The organism is Salinisphaera sp. (assembly GCF_035690525.1).
Classification (GTDB): domain Bacteria; phylum Pseudomonadota; class Gammaproteobacteria; order Nevskiales; family Salinisphaeraceae; genus Salinisphaera.
Genome location: NZ_DASSKM010000088.1, coordinates 25,338 through 49,074, shown reverse-complemented (window position 1 = coordinate 49,074; position 23,737 = coordinate 25,338). Strand labels below are relative to the sequence as shown.

Here is a 23,737-nt window from a genome sequence, read left to right as displayed (position 1 = left end):
CCTGCTGACGATCCCGCTGCTCGATCGTGAGCTATCGGCCGACGAGATCGCCAAGGAACTGGACAACAACTGCCAGGGCATTCTCGGGTATGTCGTGCGCTGGGTGGATCAGGGCGTGGGCTGCTCCAAGGTGCCCGATATCACCGATACCGCGCTGATGGAGGATCGCGCGACCTGCCGCATCTCGTCGCAACATATCGCCAACTGGCTGCACCACGGCATCGCCAACGAAAACGATGTGCGTGAAACCCTCAAGCGCATGGCCAAGGTGGTCGACCGGCAAAACGAGAACGACCCCGGCTACACGCCGATGTCGGCGGACTTCGATGCTTCGATCGCGTTCCAGGCCGCTTGCGATCTGGTCTTCAAGGGTCGCGAGCAACCGTCCGGTTATACCGAGCCGGTGTTGCATGCACGGCGTCGGGAAATCAAGGCAAAGCGAATGGCGGGCTAGGGCCCTGTAACGTGAGTTTGCAGCATAACTACGAGCGATTTTTGGTGCCAGACAAGGCGCGGCGCGGCGAAATCGTGCAGTGAATTTACGTTACAGGGCACTAACTAGCACTCTTGACCGTGTTGACGATGGTCTTGCCAACGTTCACGACTTCCACCGCCGAGGGCGCCGGTAATCTTAACCACGGTGAACCCCCTTTCTATACGTGAATAGGCGGCAGCTGCGCCTCAATGCGCGCGCGCTGCGGCTCGTGTTCGGCGGTCAGCTTGAGTTCGCTGCCCAGCGCCGCGATATCTTCGTCGACGGCAAAGCCCGGCTCGTCGGTGGCGATCTCGAACAGAATGCCGCCGGGCTCGCGGAAATAGACCGAGCGGAAATAGAAGCGGTCGATTTCCGGCGTCGGCTGCATGCCGCCGTCGACCAGTTGCTGTCGCATGGCTGTCAGCGTGTCGCGATCGGGGACTCGGAAGGCGACGTGGTGCACGGTTCCGGCCCCGCGCCGCCCGGGCGGCGGCGTAGCCATCAGGTCGATTGCGCCGGCGCGCTCGGCATCGGCGATCGCGAAGCGCGTCGTGCCCGACTGTTCGCCGGCTTCGGTGTAGCCGAGCAACTCGGTGAGCACCCGCGCCGTCGCCTCCGTTGCGGCGCTCGCCAGCCGCACGCTGGAGAAGGCGCGCACCGCTTCGGCGACCGGGACGGGGCCTTCGGGCCAGCCCGCCTCGCTGGCGTCCGCCGCATCGCCGACGAGCACCACGATAAGGCCGTCGGGATCGGCGAAGCGCAGTATGGGCGCGCCAAAACGCTCCTCTTCGCTGAGCGCGGTGATGTCGTGGCGCTCGAGCCGATCCCGCCAATGGCCGAGCGACGCGGCCGGCACCGAGAAGGCGGTCTCGTAAACCTGACGTTGGCCCGGCTGCCCGGCCGGTAGATCCGGAAACGGGAAGAACGTCATTGCGGTGCCCGGGCGGCCGAGCGTGTCGCCGTAGTACAGATGATAGGTGAACGGGTCGTCCTGATTGACGGTTTTCTTGACGAAGCGCAGGCCAAGCACGCCGGTGTAGAAGTCGACATTGCGCTGCGCGTCCGCCGCGATCGCGGTGACGTGGTGAAGGCCACCAACCTGGATTGGGCTCATGGTTTTACTCCTTATCCGAGTTCAGTTGTGCTGTCGCCGTCGTCAACAGCATGGCCCACCCGAACCGCAGCGAGGTCAGCTACCGAGCATCACCCTTGCTTCCAGATAATGGAACATAAAAATCGTCAGCCCGATGGCCATGAAGAATAGCGGTATGGTCAGCACGAGCGACACGGTGTGCCACAACATCGCCCGCGATAGGTCGAGCTTGAACAGAAGATAGAGCTGCCCGAGCGAAGCCACCGCGGCGAGCACCGCCAGCCAAGTCAGTATCGTAACCTGCGACAGATCGAAACCGACGGTCACGAGACAGGCGATGCCCATCGCCGCCATGCCGAGCACGAAGGCGGCCACGTATAGGCCGGTGCTGGCGTTGCGGACTTCCGGATGGGTCAGCGGATTGTGCTCATCGTGCGCCATCAGCTCACTCCCATGAGGTAAACGAAGGTGTAGACGAACACCCAGATCACGGCCTGAAAGAACCAGAATATCCGCAGATTGAGGAAGCGGCCGACCGTCGCTTCGGTGTAGCCTTCGCGTGCGATCTGGACCAGCATCGCCGCCATCCAAATCAGGCCGACGGCGACGTGGGCGCCGTGTACCCAGACGATGGTCCAGAAATCGGACAGGAAAGCGCTGGCCTGTGGAACGGCGTCTTCGCCGGCCAGGCCGGAAAACTCCCAGACCTCCTCGCCGAGGAAGGCGAGCCCGAGAATCCAGGAAGCACCCATCCAGCGCAGCATGCGGCTGCGATCGTCGTTTTTCAGCGCCACGCTGGCCAGGCCGAACGCCAGCACGCTGGTAAACAGCAGTAGCGTCGGGATCAGCCCCTTGGCCGGATCGATCACCTCGGCCGCGGTGATATCGCTGCCGCCGTAAGCCCGCAGATAGACGCCGTGGGCCGCGAACAGCCCGGCGAAGATCATCGCGTCGCTCATCATGTACAGCCAGAAGCCGAGCGTCCGCAGCCCAATGCTGTCGGGGTGTTCGGGTTCCGGTTGCCACAGACCGCTGGCCACCGGTTCGGGCGAGTGCTGGGTGTCGTGCTTGGACATAGCGATTGCCTTACTGTGTCAACGGCCGGGCGTTGGAGGCCACGTCTGCCGATCGGTGCGCGGCTTCCGTGTCTTCGTCCGCCATTTCGGCCAGATGCGCCCGTTCGATGCGCTCAACCTCTTCGGCGGACACGGTGTAGTCGACGTCCTTTTGGAACATGCGGAAGATCAGCGACGCGATCACCCCGACCAGCGCCAGGCCGGCCAGCCACCAGATGCGCCACACCGCGGCGAAGCCGAACACGCCGACGAAGAACGCCAGCACCAGCGGCACCATGCTGTTCTTGGGCATATGGATGTCGGCATAGTAATCCGGAACCAGCGAAACCAGATTCCGTTCACGGCGCCAGGCCCACTCGTCGTAGGAATGCACCACCGGCGTGGCCGCGAAGTTGTAGAACGGCGGCGGGCAATGCGTCGCCCACTCCAGGCTGCGCGAGGTGCCCCAGGCGTCGGGGCCGCGCACCCGGTTCTTCTCGCGATCCCGGATCGACACCACGAGCTGTAGCACGAAGGCGGCGAGCGAGGCGATATAGAGACCGATGCCGACCACCTCGAGCAGCAGTAGCGGCCACCAGGATGGATGCGAGATATAGGCCAGGCGGCGCGTCATGCCGAGAAAACCGAGCGCGTACATCGGTACGAACACGAACACCGAGCCGCCCCAGAACAGCCAGAAGAATATCCGGCCCAGGCGCTCGTCCAGCCGGAAGCCGAACGCCTTGGGCCACCAGAAGGTGACCGCGCCGAACAGCGCGAAGGCGATGATCAGGAACATGTTATGGAAATGGGCGACCACGAACACGCTGTTGTGCGTGACGTAGTTGATCGCCGGAATCGCCACCATCATGCCGGTCATGCCGCCGCCGATCAGCAGCAGCACCGCGGCCAGCGCCCACAGCATGGGCGTCTCCAGGCGCACGCGGCCCCGAACCATGGTGAATGCCCAGTTGAACACCTTCACCCCGGTCGGAATGCCCACCAGCATGGTCGAGATCGAGAAGAAGGAATTGACTACCGGCCCCGAGCCCATGATGAAGAAGTGATGCAACCAGACCGACCAAGCCACGCCGGCGATGGCCATCGTGGCGACGATCATGGCCTTGTGATTGAACAACGGTTTTTGCGAGAACGTCGGCACGATTTCGGAAATCATGCCGAACGCCGGCAGCACCACGAAATACACCTCCGGATGGCCCCAGATCCAGAACAGGTTGGTGTACATCATGAAGTTGCCGCCGCCGTCGGCGGTAAAAAAATGCGTGCCGATGTAGCGGTCCAGGGTGAGCAGAAACAGGGCCACGGTCAGCACGGGAAAAGACGTCAGCCCGACGATGTTCGTGGCCAGCGCGGTCCAGGAAAAGATCGGCATTCGCATCAGCGTCATGCCGGGCGCCCGCATCTTGAGGATCGTCGCGATGATGTTCACCGCGCCGACGGTGGTGCCGATCGAGCTGATCTGTATCAGCCATAACCAGTAATCGACGCCGACGGTCGGGCTGTTGGCCAATTCCGTGAGCGGCGTTAGCCCGACCCAGCCGGCGTGCGAGAAATCGCCCACGAATAGGGACACCATCACCAGTACCGCCGCCACCGCGGTCAGCCACAGTCCGACCGCGTTGAGAAACGGGTAGGCCATGTCCCGCGCACCGATCTGGATCGGCACGATCAGATTCATGAACCCGACCAGCATGGGGGTGACCGCCAGCAAAATCATGATCGTGCCGTGGGCGGTGAACACTTCGTCGAAGTGGAACGGCGGCAGATAACCGTGATCGGCACTGAGAAAGCCGGGCGACGAGGCGCCGACCGCGATCGCCTGATGGGTGCGGATCATGAAGGCATCGAAGAAGCCTCGGAACAGCATGACCAGACCGACGATCAGGTACATGATGCCGATCTTCTTGTGATCGACGGTCGTCAGCCATTCACGCCACAGCCAGCCCCAACGCCGATAATAAGTCAGCGCGACGACCACCACGATGCCGCCGATGACCACCATCGCGAACGCGGCCGCGATAAACGGATTGGTGTACTTCAGATTCAGCAGCATCGGCAGCCGGCCGAGCAGCGGATTCCACGGCCCTTGCAGATCCATGAACATCAGTTATTGCCTCGCTTGGGTTCGCCGGTGGAATGCTTCTTGAACTCCGGTGAATCCATTTCCTCGGAAAAGCGCATCGGTCGCCGATAGGCGAGTTCGCCCGATCGCACTTGCTTGATCACCTGGGAAAACAGGTTCGGGTCCACATGGCTGTACAGCGTCCAGATGTTGCCGGTGTTGATCGTGGGTTCGGCGTATTGTTTGAAATGCGACCAGGTCATGCGCTGCGGGGATGCCTTCGCCTTGGCGACCCACTGCTTGAAGTCGTCCGGCGTCACCACCTTCATCTTGTAATTCATCCAGGCAAAGCCGGGCCCGCTGAACTCGGTGGAGAAACCGCGATATTCGCCGGGGCGTTCAAGATAAAAGTTGTGCTTGGTCCGCATCCCCGGCATCACGTAGATCTGATTGATGACCTTGAGCACGTAGAAGTCGTTGGTGATACCCACCGAGGTTAGGCGCATCTCGACCTTGCGGTCGGCCGGCACCACCAGCCGGTTGGCGGCGGCGATGTCGAGTTGCGGATAAACGAACAGCCACTGCCAGTCGGTGGCGATCACGTCGATCTTGAGCGGTTTCTGGTTGCTCGGCGTCTGGGCAACCACTTTATTCACGGCCTCGGGGTTGTACGGCCCGACCGCGAAGGCGCCCTGGATTGTGAAATAGGACATGACGCCCACCACCAGCAGCGGTATGCCCCAAACTATGAACTCGACCAAGACCGAGTGGTTGAAGCGCGGATCGTAACTGCCCGTGCCGCCGTCCCGGTAGCGGAAAAACGCCCAGATCACCAGTACGGTCGCCGGTAAGATCACCACCCCGAGCAGCAGCACCTGGATGATCAGATAATAGACGGACGCATCGGCCAGTGGTCCGTTGGGGTTGAGAATCCACAGCCAGGCGTTGGAGTCGGTACAGCCGGCCAGCGACAGCGCCACCCCCGTCACAAGCAGAATCCTCGGCGCGCGTCGATAATTAACTGTTTTCATGGGCGATCGGTTCCACTGTGGGGCGGCGACCGTGCGCGGCCGGGCACCCGGCATTCCGTGGGTCGGCAGCGCGGGCTGCCGGCAGCAGGCACGAAGTGGCTAGGCGTTCCAGCCTGCGGCCTGTGCGCCGATACGCGCATAAGACCTTAGTTGGACGAGCCGCCTGTATTCTTGCACGAGATCAAGGCGCGCGTCCATCGCGGCCGCCGCGTATGCATCAACCGGAGTTGTTCGCCGATGATGAATCTGCACCATCTGAACCGGGCGTCTGTCGCGGGCCGGCGAGGCCCTGCTATTCCCCAGCCGGCGTTGTTGTCGCGCGAGCTGCGCGCCTTGAAAGCCGAGGCGCGCGCCGCGATGGCCGCCGTGACTTCGGCGCGCCGCGGCCACCGCCGGCCGCCATAAGCCATAATCGTCATGAAGCCAAATCGTCAGCGTCGATCCCGATGAGCGAACAAGACGAAGACAACGTACAGGACGATAAGCGTGAGGCCGGCGGACACGAGCCGGACTACCGCTTCACGCTGGCCAACGAGCGGACTTTTCTGGCCTGGATCCGTACCGCGTTGGCCGTGCTGGCCGGCGCGGTCGCGGTCGTCCAGTTCGCGCCGGATTTCTCGATTCCCGGGGCCAGCAAACTGCTCGCCGGACTGCTCGCGACCATCAGCATCGCCAGCGTGGTCGGCAGCGCGCTGCGTTGGCACGGCTCGCAAAAGGCGATGCGCCGCCACGCGCCGCTGCCCGCGACGCTGATGCCGTGGCTGTTGGCGGCGGGGGTGGCCGGCGTCGGCGTGCTGGTGCTCGTTCTGACCTTGCTTTTCAGCAATAATTAGCCGCTCATGGCCGCCTCGCAAAGCACGCCGAGCCGACGCGCGATCGCCAAACTGCCCGGCCTGCAGGCCGAGCGCACCTACCTGTCGTGGACCCGCACCAGCCTGGCCTTGCTGGTCAACGGCGCCCTATTGCTTCGCCACGCGCTGTCCGAGCCCAGCATGGTGCTTCTGATCGCCGGGGGAATAGCCTTCCTGCTGGCGCTGTTCACCACCGGCGTGGCTTTTCATCGACGCCGCACCCTGGCCGTGCGGCTACTGCCCGAAGCCTTGGCTGCACCCGTACCCGTGCTTTTGGTCGGCGTGGGAACGGTGGGCCTCGGCGCGATGACGCTCGTGGCCATTGTCGCGGGCTGAAAACGCCGCTGGTAGGGGCGGGGCGCATTCGCTTCGGGGGCAGGCTGCCGGTAAACTATTCTTCCACGAGGGCGGCGTGCTTATGCTGCGCCGACCGGGTTTATCATCGAGACAGAGGCAGGAGCGTTTATTATGTTCGTCTTCAAAGGCTGGACGAGAAGTGTAGGTATAAGCGCGCTGACACTGGCGCTATGGATGGTCTCCACGGGCGGCGCCCTGGCGGCGCCGACCGTGAAGTTCGCCGCCCCGCCGTGGCCGGGGGTGACGGTCAAGACCGCCATGGCCCAGCGGATTCTGGAAGCGGCCGGCTACGACACGCATGTGACCAACGCCAGCTGGACCATTGCCCTGCAGGGCGTGGCGCGCGGCGATATCGACGCCGATCTGGGCATTTGGATGCCGACCCAGAAGTCCACCGTCGAACCGATGGTCAAATCCGGCAAGATCGACCTGCTGGTCAAGAACGTGCCCGACGCCCAGTACGACCTGGTGGTGCCGGACTATGTCTGGAACGCCGGGGTGCATAGCATCGCCGATCTGAACAAGTACGCCGACAAGTTCGACCATCGCATCTACGGCATCGAGGCCGGTAACGACGGCAACCAGGTGATGATCGATGCGATCAAGAACGATACCTACAACCTGGGCGACTGGACCCTGCGCCCGTCGTCGACCGCGGTTATGCTCACCGCAGCCGGTCGTAAGATCGACGACAAGGAGTGGATCGTGTTCCTCGGCTGGAAGCCGCACTGGATGAACATCAAGTACGATCTGAAGTATCTGAAGGACCCGAAGCAGATCTGGGGCGGTGGTTCGGTGGTGTATACCGCCGTCAATCCGACGTTCGAGAAGAAAAACCCGAACGTCATCCGCTTTCTCAAGCAGATGGTGGTCTCGTCCGATATCCAGAGTGACTGGGTCTACGATTACGGCTATAAACACGAATCGGCCGACGAAGTTGTCGACCGGTGGATCAAGAACAATATGGATATGGTCGCCCAATGGCTGGACGGCGTGAAGACCGCCGATGGTTCGGGCCCGGCGCTGGCAGCAGTCAAGAAGGAACTGGGCGGTTGATGCGCTGCTAAAGCCGCCAGCCGAGGCTGACCGAAGCCGGAAACCGCATTGCGGGCTCCGGCTTTTTTGTGTGCGCGACGAAATACGCAAAACGTCGCGATTTCGTGCGCGCGGCCCGGCACGTGCCCGTACCGCGCTTTCGTGACACTCGCTACGCGCGCGCCGCAAACAAGCCCAAGCGACTCAGCCGGCGGCGGGCAGCAGTGCGAGCAGAAGCGCGCCGAAGATGATGCGGTACACCGCGAAGACGGTAAAGCGATGGTTCTGGATGAAGTTCAGCAGCCATTTCACCGCGATGAAGGCCACGATGGTGGACACGACGAAACCGACCGCCACCGTGACCCAGTCCACCTGGCCCACTTGGCCGTGATGGATCTTGTCGAACAATTCGTAGCCGCTGGCCGCGAACATGGTTGGAATGCCGACCAGAAAAGCGAACTCGGTGGCTGCGCCGCGATTGTTGGTGCCGGCCAGCAGGGCAACGAAAATGGTCGAGGCCGAACGCGAGGTGCCCGGAAATAGCCCGGCGATCATTTGCGCGATGCCGACCAGGATCGCCACCGTCCACGTAATCTTCGACGACTCCGGCCGGGTAGCCGCGATCTGTTCGGCCGCGATCATCCAGAACCCGCCAATGATCAGGGCCCAGGCCACGCCGTGCAGTTGGGTCGGCAACTGAAAACCCGCCTTGACCGCGATCAGGCCGAGCACCGCGGTGATCAGAAAGGCGAGGCTCAGCTTGGCCAGATAAACGCGCTGCGCCCGGTCGTGCAGGTTGGTGAACAGATCGATGAGGCGGTGCCGATAGATCAGGCAGACCGCGAGAATCGCGCCGGCCTGAATCACGATGTTGAACAGGTCCGTGCGCTGTCCGAGCCAGCGTTCGGCGATCAACAGATGACCAGTGCTGGAAATGGGCAGGAACTCGGTGATGCCCTCGATGACGCCGAGCAGAATGACATTGAGTAGGTCGGCCACGCGGACTCGCCTTGTGTAAAACGACTAGCTTAACCGAGAGTCGGCCGTCGGCGTGAGACGCGGCATGCCCGCCACCCTTGCATCGGGATTGAAACAGGCGGCCCGCCGACCCACGCGCCGCGTCGCAGATAAGCCTTGATCAGCGGCGGCGGCTTGGCCGCGTCGACATGGCGGTTTGTCCTTTCATTCGCTGGTTTCGACGAGGGTCGCGGCGTTGTGCGACGGCCCGATGACTGTGCGACGACCGGCGTATGACAACCCGTGCATCCTCTCTGAACCGCGCGTGACATCGCGTTGTTTCGGCGTGCGCGTAAAGTGTCGTTCAGGCATTCCGGGATATTGAAAGAACCAAAGATCGCCTCGGGGGCCGGGCTATTTTGTCGGCCGAGCATTGGCAGCGTAAATTTGGGCTTAGTCAGCCTTTTTCGAATACCGGGCCGCAATGGCATGGAATACGCCAAAATAGCCATGTCGTCGGTAAGCGACATAGCTATTAGTATGAGGATTTAAGAAAATACTTCTTTCTAAAGTAATAAATATTACTATATTAAATTATTAAAATCATATACTTAATTATATATTTTTTTGTGATGGTTATGATGAAAATCATTTTGCGACGCGGCATGCGGGCTTAAATTAACTATTATGGCTTGCAGGTGTTTTAAAATTTCGCTAGGTTAAGTGGTGCGATTGCCCAAATTAATACATTGCTTTTCGAGGTTGTTTGTTCATCACTAAGAGTCATATGCTCGATGTTATGTTCAATTTTCTGGCGAAAACGTACAAATGTTCAATCGCTGTTGGTTCACCAGCATTGCCTTGTAATGCTGTCCATAGGAGAGAAATGATGGCTGATACTTCAGGAGCGAGTGGCGTCGGTGGCGCGGGAGGCCTCGATAGCACTCTGACATCCGATGAGAAGAGTGGTATTTCGGAACTCAAAGGCGCGTTCGAAAACGCTCAGGCCATGGCTATCGCGACCCGTAAAGTGGTCGTGCAGGGGCAGGCCGAGTTGAACGCCGATAAGAAAACGCCTCACTAGCGGGCTTGTAGCCTAGCGGGAGCATGAGCAATCGTGCTTTTTGGGCTGGGCGATGCGTGGTTAGTCATCGCCCGGCCCATGTTTTCCTCGCGTTAAAGCTATGATTAATAAAAAATTTTTAAATGGTTTGAATCGCCGGCCCCAGTTGCGTGTGACTGGGGGTGCGCACGCCGGAGCGGCTTCCGAGCTTGCTTATTCGGGCTGCAGAATTGGATCGGCGGACGATGACGATATCGTGCTTTCGGATGCCGGTGTCGTAGCGCATCACCTGACTATTCGTACCTACGGCCAGCGTGTGGCGGTCGAGGCCAGCGGCGGCGAAATACAGCTCAACGGAGCGCGGCTGGAATCGAAGACCGGTATGCGGACCTCCCTGCCGGTCGATATCCGGATCGGGCAGGCCGCGCTGAGGCTCGAATCGGAGGCCCGTTTTGAGTTGCCGTCCGCTATGGTCGCAAAGATCAAGCGAGCCGGCTCGATCACCGGCGCGGTTGCCGTGTTCGGCATCATCGCGCTCAGTAGCACGCTGGACGCACAGAGCGCCCTGGCGCATATCGCGGCCCCGATCTTCCATGCCGCGGATAGTAAAGACAACGCCGCGAAAGCCGCGCAATCGGCGAAAAAAGAGCGACTGGCGGCGCGCAATGAGGCAGTGCGGAATCTGCGCGATCGAATCGATCAGGCTAACTTGTCCGGAGTGACGGTGGCGGTCGACGGCGCCAACGTCCGCGCGAGCGGCCACATAACCACGGCCGACCAATCGAAGTGGACGCAAATTCATCAATGGTTCGACGGCCACTACGGCAATCGGGTCATGCTGGTCAGTTCGGTCAAGGCGAACCCCGTGCGGCCGCCCAACGTGCATTTCAGCGCGATTTGGCTGGGCGAGCATCCTTACGTGGTCGATAAGAATGGACGCCGGCGCTATCCGGGGAGCGCGATCGGCGACGGCTGGGTCGTGGCTTCTATACAATCCGACGCCGTGACTATCCGTCGTGGAGACCGTCGATACACGTACAGGTTCTAGGTGATGCGCCGCAGCGTGGAACATCGGCCGGCCGAACCCGGCCTCGGAGCGCTTCTTTGTGCTTGTTCGCCCCGGTTTTTTGCCGGACGGCGGGGGCGGCAAGGCCGGGGCGGCACCCCGGATAAACCGTGTTGCGCCGTAGCATGTCGCCGGGCACGGAGGCTGCAATGAAAGGCCTGCTCGCGCGTGTTAACGCGCTCGCCCTGCAAGCGTCCCAGCGCAGCGACGTGGTGATCGCCAGCTTCATTGTGCTGGCGATCGTGATGATCATCATTCCGCTGCCGACGCCGCTGGTGGATGTGTTGATCGCGATCAACATCGCGGTCAGTCTGCTGATTCTGCTGGTCACTTTTTATATCACCCACCCGGTGGAGTTCAGCGCGCTGCCGCCGGTGATTTTGCTGGCCACCTTGTTCAGGCTGGCGCTGGCGATCACGACCACGCGCCTCATCCTGTTGCAGGCCGATGCCGGCGAAATCATTTCCGCTTTCGGTCATTTCGTAATCGCCGGCCAGGTGGTGATCGGCCTGGTGGTGTTTTTCATCATCGCGATCGCCCAGTTCGTGGTCATCACCAAGGGCGCCGAGCGCGTGGCCGAAGTGGCGGCGCGCTTCGTGCTGGACGCCTTGCCCGGCAAGCAGATGAGTATCGACAACGATCTGCGTAACGGCGATATCGATGCCGCCGAAGGCAAGCGGCGGCGTGCCCTGCTGGAGCGCGAAAGCCAGCTCTACGGTGCCATGGACGGCGCCATGAAGTTCGTCAAGGGCGATGCGATCGCCGTGCTGGTGATCCTGTTTATTAATTTGATCGGCGGTTTGACGGTCGGCATGGTCGAGCACGACATGCCGTTTTCCGAGGCGATCCAGACCTATTCTCTATTGACCGTCGGCGACGGCCTGATCGCGCAGATTCCGGCCCTGTTGATTTCAGTCGGTGCCGGCACCGTGGTCACCCGGGTCAGCTCGAACAACGGCGGCGACCTGGGCGCCGAAATTGTCGACCAACTTGGCCGCAGTGATCGCGCGCTCGGCTTGACCGCGGTCATTCTCGCCGCGATGGCGATGATCCCGGGGTTCTCGACCGCGGTTTTCCTACTGCTCGCGGCCGCTTTCGGCGGCGCGGCGTGGTACGTGCACCGTCGCAATCGGCGGGCCGAGTCGCGCCACGCTTCGGAGGCCGCCGGCTCGCCGGCCGATGCCGAGCCCGGGGCGGAGACCGCGGGGGCCGCGGATGCCGCCGCCGATCGCGTGATGGTCCGCGTCGGTGATGCGATCGCGGCGCGGCTCGACGCCGAGGCCCTGCTGCCCCGGCTGCGCGAGGAAGGCGCGTTGCTGCAGCGGCGGCTGGGCATCGACACGCCCGGCATCGGTTGGCGGGTGGCGCCGGGAATCCCGGCCGATTGTCTGCGTATCGACCTGGACGACGCGCCGGTCGTTCATCGGCGCGTACCGCCGGACTGCGTGTTCGTGCGGGCCGCCGAAACAGCGCTCGATGAGCTGGACATCCCGGTTCGGCAGGACGCCGGCGGCGAGCAATTATTGCGTCGAAACCGGCAATGGGTCGACGCGGAGCATACTGAGACGCTGGCGGCCGCGGACCTAGTTTACGACGATTTGCCGGAGGTTCTGCTCCAGGCGCTGCGTGACGTATTGCGTCGGCACGCTGCCGAGTTTGTCGGCATCCAGGAAACCCAGAATCTGCTCGGGGAAATGCAAAAAAGCCATCCCGATCTGGTCGGTCAGGTCGCGCAGGCGCTGAGCACGCCGCAAATCGCGGCGACGCTGCGTTCCCTGGTCGAAGAAGACGTGCCGGTTCAGCCCATGCGCAGCGTGCTGGAGGCGTTCGCCGAGCAGGGCGGCGATCCGGATATTGCCGCTTTGAACGCCGCGGTGCGGCATGCCCTGCGGCGCTCGATCTGTCATCGCTACGCCGACGAGGCCGGATTGCTGCGGGCCTGGGCGGTCGCGCCGGAACTGGAGCAGCGCCTGGCCTATATCGGGGCGCGTATTCGCGAGGGCGAGCTGCAAGCCATTCCGGGCGAGCTGTCCAACCGTCTTCAAATCAGCTTTGAGCAGGCGTTCGAGTCGCTGGACGACGGCGAGCGGCCGGTGGTGGTCTGTTCGCCGAACCTGCGGCGGCCGCTCTACGATTGGGGCCGCCGCAACGGTATCGATCTGGCCGTCCTGGCGTGGTCCGAGATCGCCGAGGAGTACCGTTTTCAGTCCCGTGGCACGATCGGGGAAGAGGAGGCGTCGTCGTCGAACGCGCCTTCCTATGAAGAGTCCGCGCCGCACGGCGTGGCGCAGTTTGGTTCGTAAACGGGGGCGGTATTGGATTCTTTCTTGAATCGACGGTTTTTGCGCGGTCGCGCGACCCGGCGCATCGCGGCGATGGGCCGAGGCGCGCTCTGGGTCGGGTTGATCTGGTCGATCGTGGGCAGTGGCTGCGTGGTACAGGCCGCTCGTATGGTGGGCGGCCAGCAATCCTCGTTGTCGATCCAGGCCGGCCAGGGGCGGTTGATCAATTTCGCGCAGCCGGTGACCTCGGTATTCGTGGGCGACCCGCAGATCGCGGACGTTAAGGTGGTTTCGCCGACCTGGGTCTATGTATTCGGCACTCAGCCTGGCAGCACCAACCTGATCGCGCTGGACGGCGATCAGCACGTGCGCGCTTCCATGCAGCTCCAGGTCAGCATCGATCGGCAGACAGCCCGCAACACACTCGCGGCAGCCGGCGCCGGGCAGGCGGTGCGGGTACGCGCCGTCGGCAATCAACTGATCGTGGACGGCCGCGTCGACAACGTCGGTCAGGCCATGCTCGGCCAGTCGGTAATCGAGCAGAATACCCCCAAGGGCGGCTCCGCTATCGATCGGCGTACCTATCAAGGCGCCACCCAGATCAATATCCGGGTGCGGTTCGCCGAGGTCTCGCGCAATAAGTTGCGCCGCTACGGCGTCAACTGGAACGCGTTGGTCGATAGCGGTTCGTTCGCGTTCGGTTTGCTCACCGGGGGCGCGTTGTCCGGCGGGGCGAGCAATGTGGCCTCGGTCGGCTACACCAACGGCGGCGACAGCGTCCAGACATTGATCAACGCTCTGCAGAGCGATGGCCTGGTCAAGATCCTGGCCGAACCGAATATCACCACCGTGACCGGCCAGACCGCGAGTTTTCTGGCGGGCGGAGAAATCCCCATCCCGGTGCCCGTCAACCAGGATCTCGTCGGCATCCAGTACAAGCGTTACGGTGTTTCGTTATTGTGCACGCCGACCCTGCTGCCCGATGGGCGAATCTCCATGCAGGTCAAACCCGAAGTGAGCAGCCTCGTTGCGGGCAGCAACGTCGAGATCGCCGGCTACAGTATCCCCGCTATTCAGGTGCGGAGCGCGAACACCGTGGTCCAGGTCGCCAGCGGGCAGACGTTCGCCATCGCCGGGTTGTTTCAACGCAGCGACTCCAACGCGCTACATGAGTTGCCGGTGATCGGCGATATTCCGATCATCGGGCAGTTGTTTCGGTCGCGTAGCTTTCAGCACCGGGAAACCGAACTGGTGCTGCTGATCACGCCGTATTTGGTCAAGCCTTCGTCGGCCCGCGAGCCGGCCACGCCGCTCGACGAAAAGCAAAAGACCACGCCGGAAACACAACCGCTGGCGCGGCGCGTCGCCGCCGACAGCGATTTCGGTTTTTATCTGCATTGAGGGCGCGGTGAAGCAGTCAAGCCATTTTATTAACCAATACCCCGCGGCTCGCCGCGGGCGCCTTGGCAATGGGGTTTGCAAAGGGGAGAGGCGTGAGCTTTCCTCTTTGGTCGACCGCGCGGTTGCATACCGCGTGGTCGAAAGACATTCGATTTGCAGGCGATTCGCACCGGCGGCGACATTGGCGGTCGTGGCGGCCGTGCTGTGTGGCTGTGTGGCTCCGGATTACGGTGAAGACTCCTGGCGGGGCGGCTATCAAGTGGTATCGCTCGCGAACGGGACCGAGGGCCAAGATACGGCGGGTGCGTCTTCGGCGATGGCCGTGGCGCCCTCGCGCTGTATGCAAAAAGCGCCCGATGACAGTTCGCTGCTGCCGCCGGGCTGCGCCAATGACTTGAACCTGGCGCGCATGGTGGCCCGGCCGAGCGATTTGATCCGCGGCCGTACGCCGGGGCCGGCGCGCGCCGCGCCGGTCGCGCGCGCCGCCCGGGCGGCGATCGCTCAGAGTCAGCAACGCGCCAAGCGGCGCCATAAACGCTTGTGGCGTGATTCCCGGACGGAGATTCTCGGCTATGCGCTGCCGTCCTCGGAATAACGGCTCTCGGGCGATGACCGGATTGCGTTTAGCGTCAGCCGGCTTTCGCGATGCCGATCGCCCGGGCGCGGGCGGCGACATCGGGCAGATCGCGTATCTGCTCGGCGCGCTCCAGCAATTCCTGTTTGCGCGTCGCGGCCAGCCCCGGGATCGACAACGCGCGCGCTTCGGTGTCGTTGCCGGTGAGCACGAGTATCAGCAACAAGTTGCGAAAGTGCCGTGTTTCGGCTATCGGCGAGTCACAGATCCGGCGCATGAGTTGGATCGCGGTTTGATCATGGCCGGCCAACGCTTCGGCCAGCGCGTAATTCGCCTGTGCATCGAGATTGTCGGTCTCGGCGGCGGCCATGCCGAAAGCGGCGGCGCCGCCCTCGGCGTCACCCCTGGCGATCCGCGCGATCGCGAGCTGGCTCCAGGCATGCACGCTATTCAGGCGCGCCGCGGCCGGTTTCAGTACTTGCAGGGCGTACTCGAATTGCCCCTGGCGCAGCCTGGCCTCGCCGAGGCCGAGCAGGGCGCGAGCGTTGTCGCGGTCCCGCTTGAGCGCGGACCGAAAAGCCTCGGCCGCATCATGCGGACGGTCAATTGCCAGACGCGCGTTGCCCAGTGCGACGAAATTCTCGGCTGTCGGCGACTGTTTCGCGGCGCGCGCGTACAGCGAGGCCGCCAGCGCCAGATCGCCCTGATCCGCTACTTGGCCGGCGATATGGTTAAGCCCGGGCGCCTCGCCGGGCGCCGCGTTCGGCCGCAAGGCCTGACACCCGGCGATTCCGAGGCAGATCGGCACCAGGCAGAAAGCCGGACAAAGAAATCGGCCGATGCGCCCCGCAAGATATGCCGGCGCCCGTTGTTGATGGTACGCCCACCGCTGCAAAGTGAATACTATGTCGCGGCTTGAAGGCGTATCGGCATCGGTCGCCCGGAGGGCGGAAAACGTATCGGTCATGAAGGGCGGTCCGAAATTGCAAATCGCATGGTCGCGCCGTAAATTGCGCTCGACCAGGCCGAATCATAACCGAATGTGGTTTCGGGCGAACCCGCCATCGGCATGGATCGGCCGTTTCGAGGTTGCGCATCGGGCCGGGCCGTGGTGCTGGTCCTGGCTGGTGGCGATGCTCATGATGCTGACGCCAACCTTGCCCGCATTCGCCGCCGACCGCCCGGCCTGGGCCGATCGTCCCTACCCGTATGTGATTGTGGATCAAGGCGTTCGATCCGCACTTCGACAGTTCGGGCGTAATCTTTCGATTCCGGTCGTGATGGCCAATATGGTCAGCGGCCAGGTCCACGGCCGTATCAAGGCGCGCACGGCCAAGGAGTTTCTGGAGCAGCTCTGTCAAGCCAGCGGCCTGGCCTGGTTTTACGATGGCAGTGCGCTCTATGTCTCAAAACGATCCAATCTTAAAACCCAGGCGTTCAGTCTCGATGATGTCGATCGGGAGCAGTTGATGCGCCGCATCGACCGGCTCAAGGTCGGCCAGCCGCTGACCGCGCGCCTGGTTGGCGACACCTTGCGGGCGACCGGCCCCGATAGTTGGCTCTCCGCGGTGCAGAGTGTCGTCGATGACTCGCGCCGCGCGCCGGCCGGCACGGCTCAGGTTCGTGTTTTTCGGGGTGGTGGCGCGCCGGTTCGGCACACGACGCCCCCGGAGAAAAACTCGAAATAGGCCGCTTATTGCGGCATAATGAATAATACAGAGAGAAAGGAAGAAAAATCATGACGGATGTGAGCGGAATCAATAATCAACAATCCGCCCCCCCGACCGACACTTCCGGCGGCGGTGACGCAGAACGGTTCAACCAGGCGATCTCGAATGCGGGCAAGACCTCGGCAGACGGCGGCGTTTCCGATCAGATGCTCAATAAGTACGCCGTCAAGGCCGGTGTACTGTTCGGCCAGATGGTGATTATGCCGATGATCAGGAACTCCACCAAAGGCTAATATCGCCGACCGGATACGATTGCGTACGCCGGGCCCCAGGGCGCGGCGGTCGCGATCGGTCCGATTTGTACAGGAGGTGGCCCATGCCCGTTCCCGGAATCGATCCCGGCGCCTTACCGGCGTCGCAGGCGTCGCAGACGCAAATCGAAGACGCTCCGGCCCACGCCGAGCAACTCTTTCAGTTCATGGCGCAAAATGCGGCGGACGGCGGCGCACCGCAGTTAAGCTCCGATTTCATGGGCTATATGCGCGGCTTCGTCCAGCGCACTCATGATTTCGAGTCGGCCGATATCCCGTTATCGCTGCCGCAAGACGACGGCACGGGGCCGCAGAAGCTGTCCGAGGTTCAGTTCGAACCGTCGGCTTCGGGGCCAACGCAGAACGCCGGCGGCAGTGGCTACGACCAGGGCAAAGCCGGCGATATGGACAATGCGCTCAAAGCCCTGGACGGGCTCAAGTCAAGCTATACGCACGCTCTGGAGATCGGTCTGGTGTCACGCGGCGCAACCCAGGCGGCCGGCGCGGTGCGTTCCCTGCTGCGCGGCCGGTGAAGGACGAAATGGCCGGCTCGGCCGGCATCCGTGAAATCGGCCGATTGCTGCTGTGCCTGATTCTGGTGGTGGGCCTCGCAGCCTGCCAGACCGATTTATACAAGAATTTGAGCGAGCGCCAGGCCAATGAAATGGCGGCCACGCTCGCGCATCATGGCATCGCCGCCGAACGCCATTACCAGGACGACGGCACCGTGACTTTGACGGTGGCCGAAAGCCAGTTCGCGGATGCCGTGGATGTGTTGCGCAGGGCGGGTCTGCCGGATCAGCAGTTCACCAATCTGGGCCAGGTGTTCAAGGACACCGGTCTGGTCTCGTCACCGGCCCAGCAACACGCGCGCATGATCTATGCGTTGGGCCAAGAGTTGGCGCATACGATTTCGGATATCGACGGTGTGTTGACGGCGCGGGTTCAGGTCGTGCTTCCGAACAACGATTTGCTGCATAAAAACGCCAAGCCTTCGTCCGCCTCGGTGTTTATCCGCTACAGCGATCCGTTCGACGTGGCCAAGCTCACGCCGCGGATCAAGAAGCTGGTGGCCAACGGGGTCGCCGGGCTCGACTACAACCATGTCTCGGTGGTGGCCATCAAATCGGCCACGGCCGACAATGACCAAGATCGCTCGCAACCGGTGGTTATCAATACCTCGTTTTTGGGCTTGTCGATCGCGCAATCGAGCCTCGGCGCGGCGCGCTGGTTGTTCGGCATTCTGATTGTGGTGATTTTGGCCATGGGCGGCGTGATCGCGTGGCTGATATGGAAGGAGCGCCAGGAGCGCGAGCCATATTCCCTGACGCCGTCGAAAACCCGGTCCGATTCATGAGCGCGTCGTGCGCGGCAACCCAGGTGCCGAGTTGGGGCCAATGGCTGCGAACGCCGTTGGCTTACCTGCGCCGGGATCGCATCGCCGAGGCGCTGGGGCTCGCCGCCGACAGTCCGGCGCTGGCGGCGGTGACCGCGCAGCGGCGGTTTGTCTGGCGCGTGGAGGCCATTGTCTGTGAATACTATGAATTACGGCCACCGAGCGCGCTCGCGCCCGTCAATATCGCGGATATGCCGGTGCTGGGCTTGCCGCCGGGCTGGCGTGACGATTTGATCCGCCACGCCGGCGCGATCGTGAACGCAGCCGCGTTGACCGCCCAGATTCAAGCCGAGGCGGTCGCCGCGCTCAAGGCCGCGATCGGCGCCGATGCCATGCAAACCGCGCTTTCGAATCGGCAACTCGCGGCCCCCGCTACGAACGACAATCCGAGCCCGGATGCGTTGATCGAGCGGGTGCGGCGCGACGGCCGGCGCTGTGTCACGGCGTGGTATCGGGCCCATGCGGCCGCGCTGACCGCCTGGCTCGACCTGGGCCTGTTCGACGGTTTCGAGCCGGATGGCGGCGGCGCCGGCGACGATTTGAACGGCTCGGCCGTCGTGCGCAAAGCCGCGCGGGCCTTGTTCGATATCGAAAGCCTTCCGGCAGACGAGGCGACGCGCGCATGAACGAGCTGCCCGACCGGCCGGCCGGTAAAATCGTGCGCGCCGCGCAGGTCGAGGCGTGGACCGACGGTTTCGCGCTGCTTGAGCGGGCCCGGCGCCAGGCCGATGAAGCCGATGCCGAAGCCCGCGGCGCCTACGAACAGGCCCGCCGTACCGGCTACGCGGAGGGTCGGCGCGAGGGGCGCATCGAGGCCGGCAAGATCCTCACCGCGGCTACCGGTGATATTCAGCAATACTTTGATTCGCTGGCCGATACCGTGGCCGAGTTGAGCCTGGATATCGTCAACCGCGTGCTCGGTGAATTCGACGATCGGGAACTGGTCGCCCGCTGCGTACACAACGCACTCGCCGACCTGCGCAACGAGATTAGTGTGGTCGTGCGGGTCGCGCCGTATTGCGTGGCCGCGGTCGAGAATGCGATCGCCACCTTGAGCGAAGCCGTGCGCGCCCGCGTTCGCCAAGTCGAGGCCGACGAATCCCTGGAAGCGACGCAGTGTCTGCTGGTCAGCCCCTTGGCGGTGGTCGATATCGGCCTCGACGCCCAGCTCGATTCGCTGCGCCAGGCGCTGGTCGCGGGCGACGCAGGCCCTGAGGCGCGATCGACATGAGCGAACCCGAGGCGTTCGGCTCCAAGACCCGTTTCGCGGCGCCATCCGTCGGCGCGCTGACCGAGCGCCTCAGCCAGCGCCTGGAGCAGGCCAACGTCCGCGAGGTACGGGGGCGTATCCGGCGCATTCGCGGCGTACTCGTTTATGCCAGCCTGAGTGCGGCCGCGATCGGCGAGCTGTGCATCCTGCGCGATCCGTTGACCGACCAACGAGTTCCGGCCGAAGTCGTGGGTTTCGAGGATGAACAGGCCGTCCTTACGCCGATCGGCGATTTAACCGGCCTGTCGACACGTACGGAGGTCATCGCCACCGGTGCGCCGCCCAGAATCGCTGTCGGGCGGAGCCTGCTGGGGCGCGTCATCAGCCCGCTCGGCGCGTTTCTGGACCGCCCGGCCGAGGCGCCGGACGGGGATCTGGAATACTGTTCGGTCAATGCGCCGCCGCCGGCGCCGCTGGAGCGTGCCCTGATCGATCGGCCGCTGTCGGTCGGCGTACGCGCGATCGACGGGCTGGTGAGCATCGCCCGCGGCCAGCGCGTCGGCATCTTCGGCGAGCCGGGGGTTGGCAAATCCTCGTTGCTGGCCGCAATCGTGCGCAACACCGAGGCCGATGTGATCGTGCTGGCGCTGGTGGGCGAACGCGGCCGCGAAGTGCGCGAGTTGCTCGATGTGCAGCTAGGCGCCGCGCAACGCGCCCGGACCGTGGCCGTGGTCGCCACCTCCGACCGCCCGGCGATCGAGCGCGCCCGCGCGGCCACGGTCGCCACCCGGGTCGCCGAGCACTTTCGCGATCAGGGCGCCGATGTGCTGCTGCTCATGGACAGCGTGACGCGGTTCGCGCGCGCCCAGCGCGAGATCGGCCTGGCGGCCGGCGAACCGCCGACGCGCCGAGGCTATCCGCCGTCGTTGTTCGCCGCACTGCCGCGTCTGCTCGAGCGTGCGGGCATGGGTGAACGCGGCAGTATGACCGGCCTGTACACGGTGCTTACCGAGGGCGATGCCGAGCTGGACCCGGTGGCCGAGGAGACCCGAGCGATCCTCGACGGCCATATCGTGCTGGCCCGCGAGCTCGCGCAGCGCGATCATTTTCCCGCAATCGACGTGCTGGCCAGCCGCTCGCGGCTCATGAATCATGTCGTGTCGCGGCGCCACCGGGAGTTGGCCGCGCACGTCCGAAACCTGATCGCCCGGTATCGGGAGGTCGAGTTTTTGCTGCGGGTCGGTGAATATACGCGCGGCGAAGACGCCGAAACCGACGAAGCGATCGACAAGCACGAAGCCGTTGAAGCGTTCCTGCGGCAAGCGCCCGACGAAGCCGCGGATCTGACCGGCGCGATCGCGGCGATGCAGGAGATCGTCGCATGAACGATACCGAACAATGGCGGCAACTGCGCGCGTTGCGCGCGCGGCGCGAAGAGCGCGCGCGCCGCGCCCGGGCCGAGCAGCGCGCGCACCGCAACGCGATTCGGTCGCGGATCGAAAGCCTGGAGGCCGGATGCGACGCCGAGCGGCGGGCAAGGCGAGATGCGGCGCGGGGGTTTTTGGCCGATGCCGAACAACGGCCTCTGAGCCACGCGGAGCGGTTGGCCGCGCAGCGCGCCGAATCCGAGCGCGACGGCGAAATCGACCGCCTGACGCGCGCCCGCGCGAGCGATCAAAACGCGCTCGCTCAAGCCGATGCCCGGCTGGCCGAACTCGATGCCGCCTACCGCGCACGGCAATGGCAAACCCGCGCGCTGGACAAAATCGTTGCGCGCTCCGCCGAGCGCGGCCGGCGCCGAGCCGAGGCGCGTGGAGACGGCTCGGCCGATGACTGACGCGGCGTGCTACCTAAATTCCAACGCGCGGTTGCAGCCCGAAGCCGATCCCCGGCTTTGGCAAGAAGCGCTGACCGCCAAAGACGCGCGCTTGCGCAACGCGCTTTGCCGGTCGCGCCGGCCTTGGGCATTCGAATTGCCGGGAGATCGATCGGCCCGCCTATATTGTCGTGGGCCCAAAGCATCCGATCGCGCGCCGTGCTCGCCGGTCGCGCGTCTCGATCTGGGCGGCATTGGCCTCGATCTGTGCTGTGATGCGGCGGTGTTGGCCAGGGCGGCCCGGCAGTTGATGCCGGAGGTTGTCATTGCCGAGGACACCGTCGAACGCATTTTTTTATGGCTGGAATACGCTTTTTTAGCGCTCATCGAGCGCCTGGAAGCGGCTCTGGGCGAACCGGTCACGCTGCGCTCGGCGACTACCGAAAGAACGTGTACGCCGGTCGCCTTTTTCGAGTTGGAGCTCGATGACGATTCTTTTTTTATACCGTGCGCCGTGGGTGCCGCACATGCCGAAGCCTTCGCCGCTCTGCTTGCGCGTTTCTGGCCGGCGCGCACCGCGAGCGCGAACGCCGTGCCGCTGGCGGCGCGCTGGATCGGCGGCCATCAGGATTTGACGCTGGCCGAACTGCGTTCGCTACGGCGTGGCGACGCGGTGATGCTGGTCGGTGGAAATACCGCGCAGATCGTAATCGGCGATCATTTAACGGCGCGGGCCGCCGGTGATCGGCCGCAGCTGCTGACGGCCCTGCAACCCATGATCCGAGACGGAGATATTTTTATGGCCGAGCCTAGCGAACCCGAGGAGAGCGACGAGGCGCACGATCCGGAATCCGGCGCCGATCAACGGCTGGACGACATCGCGATCCGCTTGACGTGCCAACTGGGCCGGCTCGACATGCCACTGCGCGATGTGCGCGAGCTGGGCGAGGGCAGCGTACTGGCGCTCGACAAGCCGCCGGAATCCGCCGTGGATATTTTGCTCAATGGCAGGCGCATGGGCCGAGGCAGTCTGGTGCGAATCGGCGAATCGATCGGCGTGCGTATCGACGTTTTAAACCTCGATGAATAATTTCGACCCCAATCTGGTCGCGATTATCGTCCTGGGAGCGTCCGTCAGTCTGGTGCCGCTGGCGGTCGTGACCATGACCGGGTTTCTCAAGATTTCGGTGGTGTTGTTTTTAATCCGCAACGCGCTCGGCATCCAACAGACGCCGCCGAACATCGTGCTCTACGGCATCGCGCTTATTCTCACCGTCTATATCACCTCGCCGTTGATCGGCAATATGTATCAAAACTTCCAGGCACAGCACAATCCGCTGCAGACGGTTGCCGACTACAAACGGGCAAGTAAGGCCCTCACCAAGCCGCTTAAAGGTTATCTGGCGCGCTATGCCAACCCGAAGGAACAGACGTTCTTTCTCGATGCGACCCGCGGCCTGTGGTCCCAACAGGCGCGCCAGAATCTGCAGAGGGACGATTTGCTCGTGCTGGTGCCGGCGTTCGTCAGTTCCGAGCTGACGCGCGCCTTTGAAATCGGTTTCCTGCTGTATATCCCGTTTCTCGTTATCGATCTCATCGTGTCCAACGTGCTGATGGCGATGGGCATGATCATGGTCTCGCCCACGCTGATTTCGACACCGCTCAAAATTTTTCTTTTTGTGGCGGTAAGCGGCTGGTCGCATCTCATGCACGGCCTTATTTTAAGTTATGTAACCTGATGTCGAGCGATCTGTTTCTGTCCTATCTGCAAAGCGCGCTGACGGTGGTGCTTATCGTGTCCTCGGCCCCGCTGCTCGTGGCGATCGTGGTCGGGCTTGGGATCGGTTTGTTGCAAGCGCTCACACAAATTCAGGATCAGGCGCTGCCCCAGGCGTTCAAGTTGATCGGCATCATGCTGGTCATGATTCTGGCCGGGCCGCTGCTCGCCCAGCCGATCGTGCAGCTCGCCAGTCAAGTGTTCGAGCATTTCCCCGAGTGGGTGCGCTAGAGA

General features: G+C 63.2%; 26 protein-coding genes and 1 pseudogene. 20 read left to right on the top strand and 7 right to left on the bottom strand.

The window, feature by feature from the left end:
• Window positions 1-454: pseudogene (locus tag VFJ08_RS06745) on the top strand (malate synthase G); the annotation flags it as partial.
• Window positions 455-653: 199 nt separating this feature from the next.
• Here the strand turns inward: VFJ08_RS06745 and VFJ08_RS06740 are convergent.
• From VFJ08_RS06740 to VFJ08_RS06720, 5 genes are all read right to left on the bottom strand, one after another.
• Window positions 654-1,589: a ring-cleaving dioxygenase gene (locus VFJ08_RS06740; protein WP_324996431.1), complete on the bottom strand. Its 936-nt coding sequence runs from the start codon at window positions 1,587-1,589 to the stop codon at window positions 654-656.
• A 75-nt stretch (window positions 1,590-1,664) separates the two neighbouring features.
• Entirely contained in the window at window positions 1,665-2,009 is a 345-nt protein-coding gene (locus tag VFJ08_RS06735; protein WP_324996430.1) for a hypothetical protein, read from the bottom strand.
• Entirely contained in the window at window positions 2,009-2,644 is a 636-nt protein-coding gene (locus tag VFJ08_RS06730; protein WP_324996429.1) for a cytochrome c oxidase subunit 3, read from the bottom strand. The genes VFJ08_RS06735 and VFJ08_RS06730 overlap by 1 nt, the downstream gene beginning before the upstream one ends.
• 10 nt (window positions 2,645-2,654) lie before the next feature.
• Window positions 2,655-4,748 carry a cbb3-type cytochrome c oxidase subunit I gene (locus VFJ08_RS06725; protein ID WP_324996428.1) on the bottom strand — a complete coding sequence of 698 codons (2,094 nt, stop codon included), beginning with the start codon at window positions 4,746-4,748 and terminating at the stop codon, window positions 2,655-2,657.
• Entirely contained in the window at window positions 4,748-5,737 is a 990-nt protein-coding gene (locus VFJ08_RS06720; RefSeq protein WP_324996427.1) for a ubiquinol oxidase subunit II, read from the bottom strand. Before VFJ08_RS06720 ends, VFJ08_RS06725 begins: the two co-directional genes overlap by 1 nt.
• 446 nt (window positions 5,738-6,183) lie before the next feature.
• Here VFJ08_RS06720 and VFJ08_RS06715 point away from each other — a divergent pair, with 446 nt between their 5' ends.
• The 3 genes from VFJ08_RS06715 to VFJ08_RS06705 all read left to right on the top strand — a co-directional run bounded on the left by VFJ08_RS06715 (window position 6,184) and on the right by VFJ08_RS06705 (window position 8,001).
• Window positions 6,184-6,570, top strand: coding sequence for a YidH family protein (locus tag VFJ08_RS06715; RefSeq protein ID WP_324996426.1), 387 nt, complete (start codon window positions 6,184-6,186; stop codon window positions 6,568-6,570).
• A gap of 6 nt (window positions 6,571-6,576) precedes the next feature.
• Window positions 6,577-6,924: a DUF202 domain-containing protein gene (locus VFJ08_RS06710; RefSeq protein WP_324996425.1), complete on the top strand. Its 348-nt coding sequence runs from the start codon at window positions 6,577-6,579 to the stop codon at window positions 6,922-6,924.
• Between the two features lie 132 nt (window positions 6,925-7,056).
• Window positions 7,057-8,001 (top strand): ABC transporter substrate-binding protein, encoded by a 945-nt coding sequence (locus tag VFJ08_RS06705; RefSeq protein WP_324996424.1) that lies wholly within the window; start codon window positions 7,057-7,059, stop codon window positions 7,999-8,001.
• A gap of 183 nt (window positions 8,002-8,184) precedes the next feature.
• On the opposite strand, the gene VFJ08_RS06700 is transcribed toward VFJ08_RS06705, so the two are convergent.
• Entirely contained in the window at window positions 8,185-8,979 is a 795-nt protein-coding gene (locus tag VFJ08_RS06700) for an undecaprenyl-diphosphate phosphatase (RefSeq protein ID WP_324996423.1), read from the bottom strand.
• 847 nt (window positions 8,980-9,826) lie between these two features.
• On the opposite strand from VFJ08_RS06700, the gene VFJ08_RS06695 reads away from it, so the two are divergent.
• From VFJ08_RS06695 to VFJ08_RS06675, 5 genes are all read left to right on the top strand, one after another.
• Window positions 9,827-10,021, top strand: a complete 195-nt coding sequence (locus VFJ08_RS06695; protein ID WP_324996422.1) for a hypothetical protein — start codon at window positions 9,827-9,829, stop codon at window positions 10,019-10,021.
• A gap of 100 nt (window positions 10,022-10,121) precedes the next feature.
• Window positions 10,122-11,048 (top strand): SctD/MshK family protein, encoded by a 927-nt coding sequence (locus VFJ08_RS06690; protein WP_324996421.1) that lies wholly within the window; start codon window positions 10,122-10,124, stop codon window positions 11,046-11,048.
• Window positions 11,049-11,215: 167 nt separating this feature from the next.
• The gene (gene sctV / locus VFJ08_RS06685) at window positions 11,216-13,369 is read left to right on the top strand and encodes a type III secretion system export apparatus subunit SctV (protein ID WP_324996420.1); all 2,154 of its coding nucleotides are present in this window, start codon (window positions 11,216-11,218) and stop codon (window positions 13,367-13,369) included.
• A 24-nt stretch (window positions 13,370-13,393) separates the two neighbouring features.
• Window positions 13,394-14,749: a type II and III secretion system protein family protein gene (locus VFJ08_RS06680; RefSeq protein ID WP_324996419.1), complete on the top strand. Its 1,356-nt coding sequence runs from the start codon at window positions 13,394-13,396 to the stop codon at window positions 14,747-14,749.
• A gap of 181 nt (window positions 14,750-14,930) precedes the next feature.
• On the top strand, window positions 14,931-15,344 hold the full coding sequence (locus VFJ08_RS06675) for a CpaD family pilus assembly lipoprotein (RefSeq protein WP_324996418.1): 414 nt from the start codon (window positions 14,931-14,933) through the stop codon (window positions 15,342-15,344).
• 34 nt (window positions 15,345-15,378) lie between these two features.
• Here the strand turns inward: VFJ08_RS06675 and VFJ08_RS06670 are convergent, their stop codons facing one another.
• Window positions 15,379-16,095, bottom strand: a complete 717-nt coding sequence (locus tag VFJ08_RS06670) for a tetratricopeptide repeat protein (protein WP_324996417.1) — start codon at window positions 16,093-16,095, stop codon at window positions 15,379-15,381.
• A 268-nt stretch (window positions 16,096-16,363) separates the two neighbouring features.
• Between VFJ08_RS06670 and VFJ08_RS06665 the strand changes: the two genes are divergently transcribed.
• From VFJ08_RS06665 to VFJ08_RS06615, 11 genes are all read left to right on the top strand, one after another.
• The gene (locus VFJ08_RS06665; protein WP_324996416.1) at window positions 16,364-17,011 is read left to right on the top strand and encodes a hypothetical protein; all 648 of its coding nucleotides are present in this window, start codon (window positions 16,364-16,366) and stop codon (window positions 17,009-17,011) included.
• Window positions 17,012-17,061: 50 nt separating this feature from the next.
• Window positions 17,062-17,286: a hypothetical protein gene (locus VFJ08_RS06660; protein WP_324996415.1), complete on the top strand. Its 225-nt coding sequence runs from the start codon at window positions 17,062-17,064 to the stop codon at window positions 17,284-17,286.
• A gap of 83 nt (window positions 17,287-17,369) precedes the next feature.
• Window positions 17,370-17,837, top strand: a complete 468-nt coding sequence (locus VFJ08_RS06655; protein WP_324996414.1) for a hypothetical protein — start codon at window positions 17,370-17,372, stop codon at window positions 17,835-17,837.
• Window positions 17,834-18,661 (top strand): type III secretion system inner membrane ring lipoprotein SctJ, encoded by an 828-nt coding sequence (gene sctJ / locus VFJ08_RS06650; protein ID WP_324996413.1) that lies wholly within the window; start codon window positions 17,834-17,836, stop codon window positions 18,659-18,661. Before VFJ08_RS06655 ends, sctJ begins: the two co-directional genes overlap by 4 nt.
• Window positions 18,658-19,326 (top strand): hypothetical protein, encoded by a 669-nt coding sequence (locus tag VFJ08_RS06645; protein ID WP_324996412.1) that lies wholly within the window; start codon window positions 18,658-18,660, stop codon window positions 19,324-19,326. The genes sctJ and VFJ08_RS06645 overlap by 4 nt, the downstream gene beginning before the upstream one ends.
• Window positions 19,323-19,931 (top strand): type III secretion system stator protein SctL, encoded by a 609-nt coding sequence (gene sctL / locus VFJ08_RS06640; protein WP_324996411.1) that lies wholly within the window; start codon window positions 19,323-19,325, stop codon window positions 19,929-19,931. The genes VFJ08_RS06645 and sctL overlap by 4 nt, the downstream gene beginning before the upstream one ends.
• Complete coding sequence (locus VFJ08_RS06635) at window positions 19,928-21,295, top strand: FliI/YscN family ATPase (RefSeq protein WP_324996410.1); 1,368 nt, start codon at window positions 19,928-19,930, stop codon at window positions 21,293-21,295. Before sctL ends, VFJ08_RS06635 begins: the two co-directional genes overlap by 4 nt.
• Window positions 21,292-21,747 carry a hypothetical protein gene (locus VFJ08_RS06630; protein ID WP_324996409.1) on the top strand — a complete coding sequence of 152 codons (456 nt, stop codon included), beginning with the start codon at window positions 21,292-21,294 and terminating at the stop codon, window positions 21,745-21,747. The genes VFJ08_RS06635 and VFJ08_RS06630 overlap by 4 nt, the downstream gene beginning before the upstream one ends.
• The gene (gene sctQ, locus VFJ08_RS06625; RefSeq protein WP_324996408.1) at window positions 21,629-22,816 is read left to right on the top strand and encodes a type III secretion system cytoplasmic ring protein SctQ; all 1,188 of its coding nucleotides are present in this window, start codon (window positions 21,629-21,631) and stop codon (window positions 22,814-22,816) included. The genes VFJ08_RS06630 and sctQ overlap by 119 nt, the downstream gene beginning before the upstream one ends.
• On the top strand, window positions 22,809-23,465 hold the full coding sequence (gene sctR / locus VFJ08_RS06620) for a type III secretion system export apparatus subunit SctR (protein ID WP_324996407.1): 657 nt from the start codon (window positions 22,809-22,811) through the stop codon (window positions 23,463-23,465). Before sctQ ends, sctR begins: the two co-directional genes overlap by 8 nt.
• On the top strand, window positions 23,465-23,734 hold the full coding sequence (locus tag VFJ08_RS06615) for an EscS/YscS/HrcS family type III secretion system export apparatus protein (protein ID WP_324996406.1): 270 nt from the start codon (window positions 23,465-23,467) through the stop codon (window positions 23,732-23,734). The genes sctR and VFJ08_RS06615 overlap by 1 nt, the downstream gene beginning before the upstream one ends.
• The last annotated feature ends 3 nt before the right edge of the window (window positions 23,735-23,737 follow it).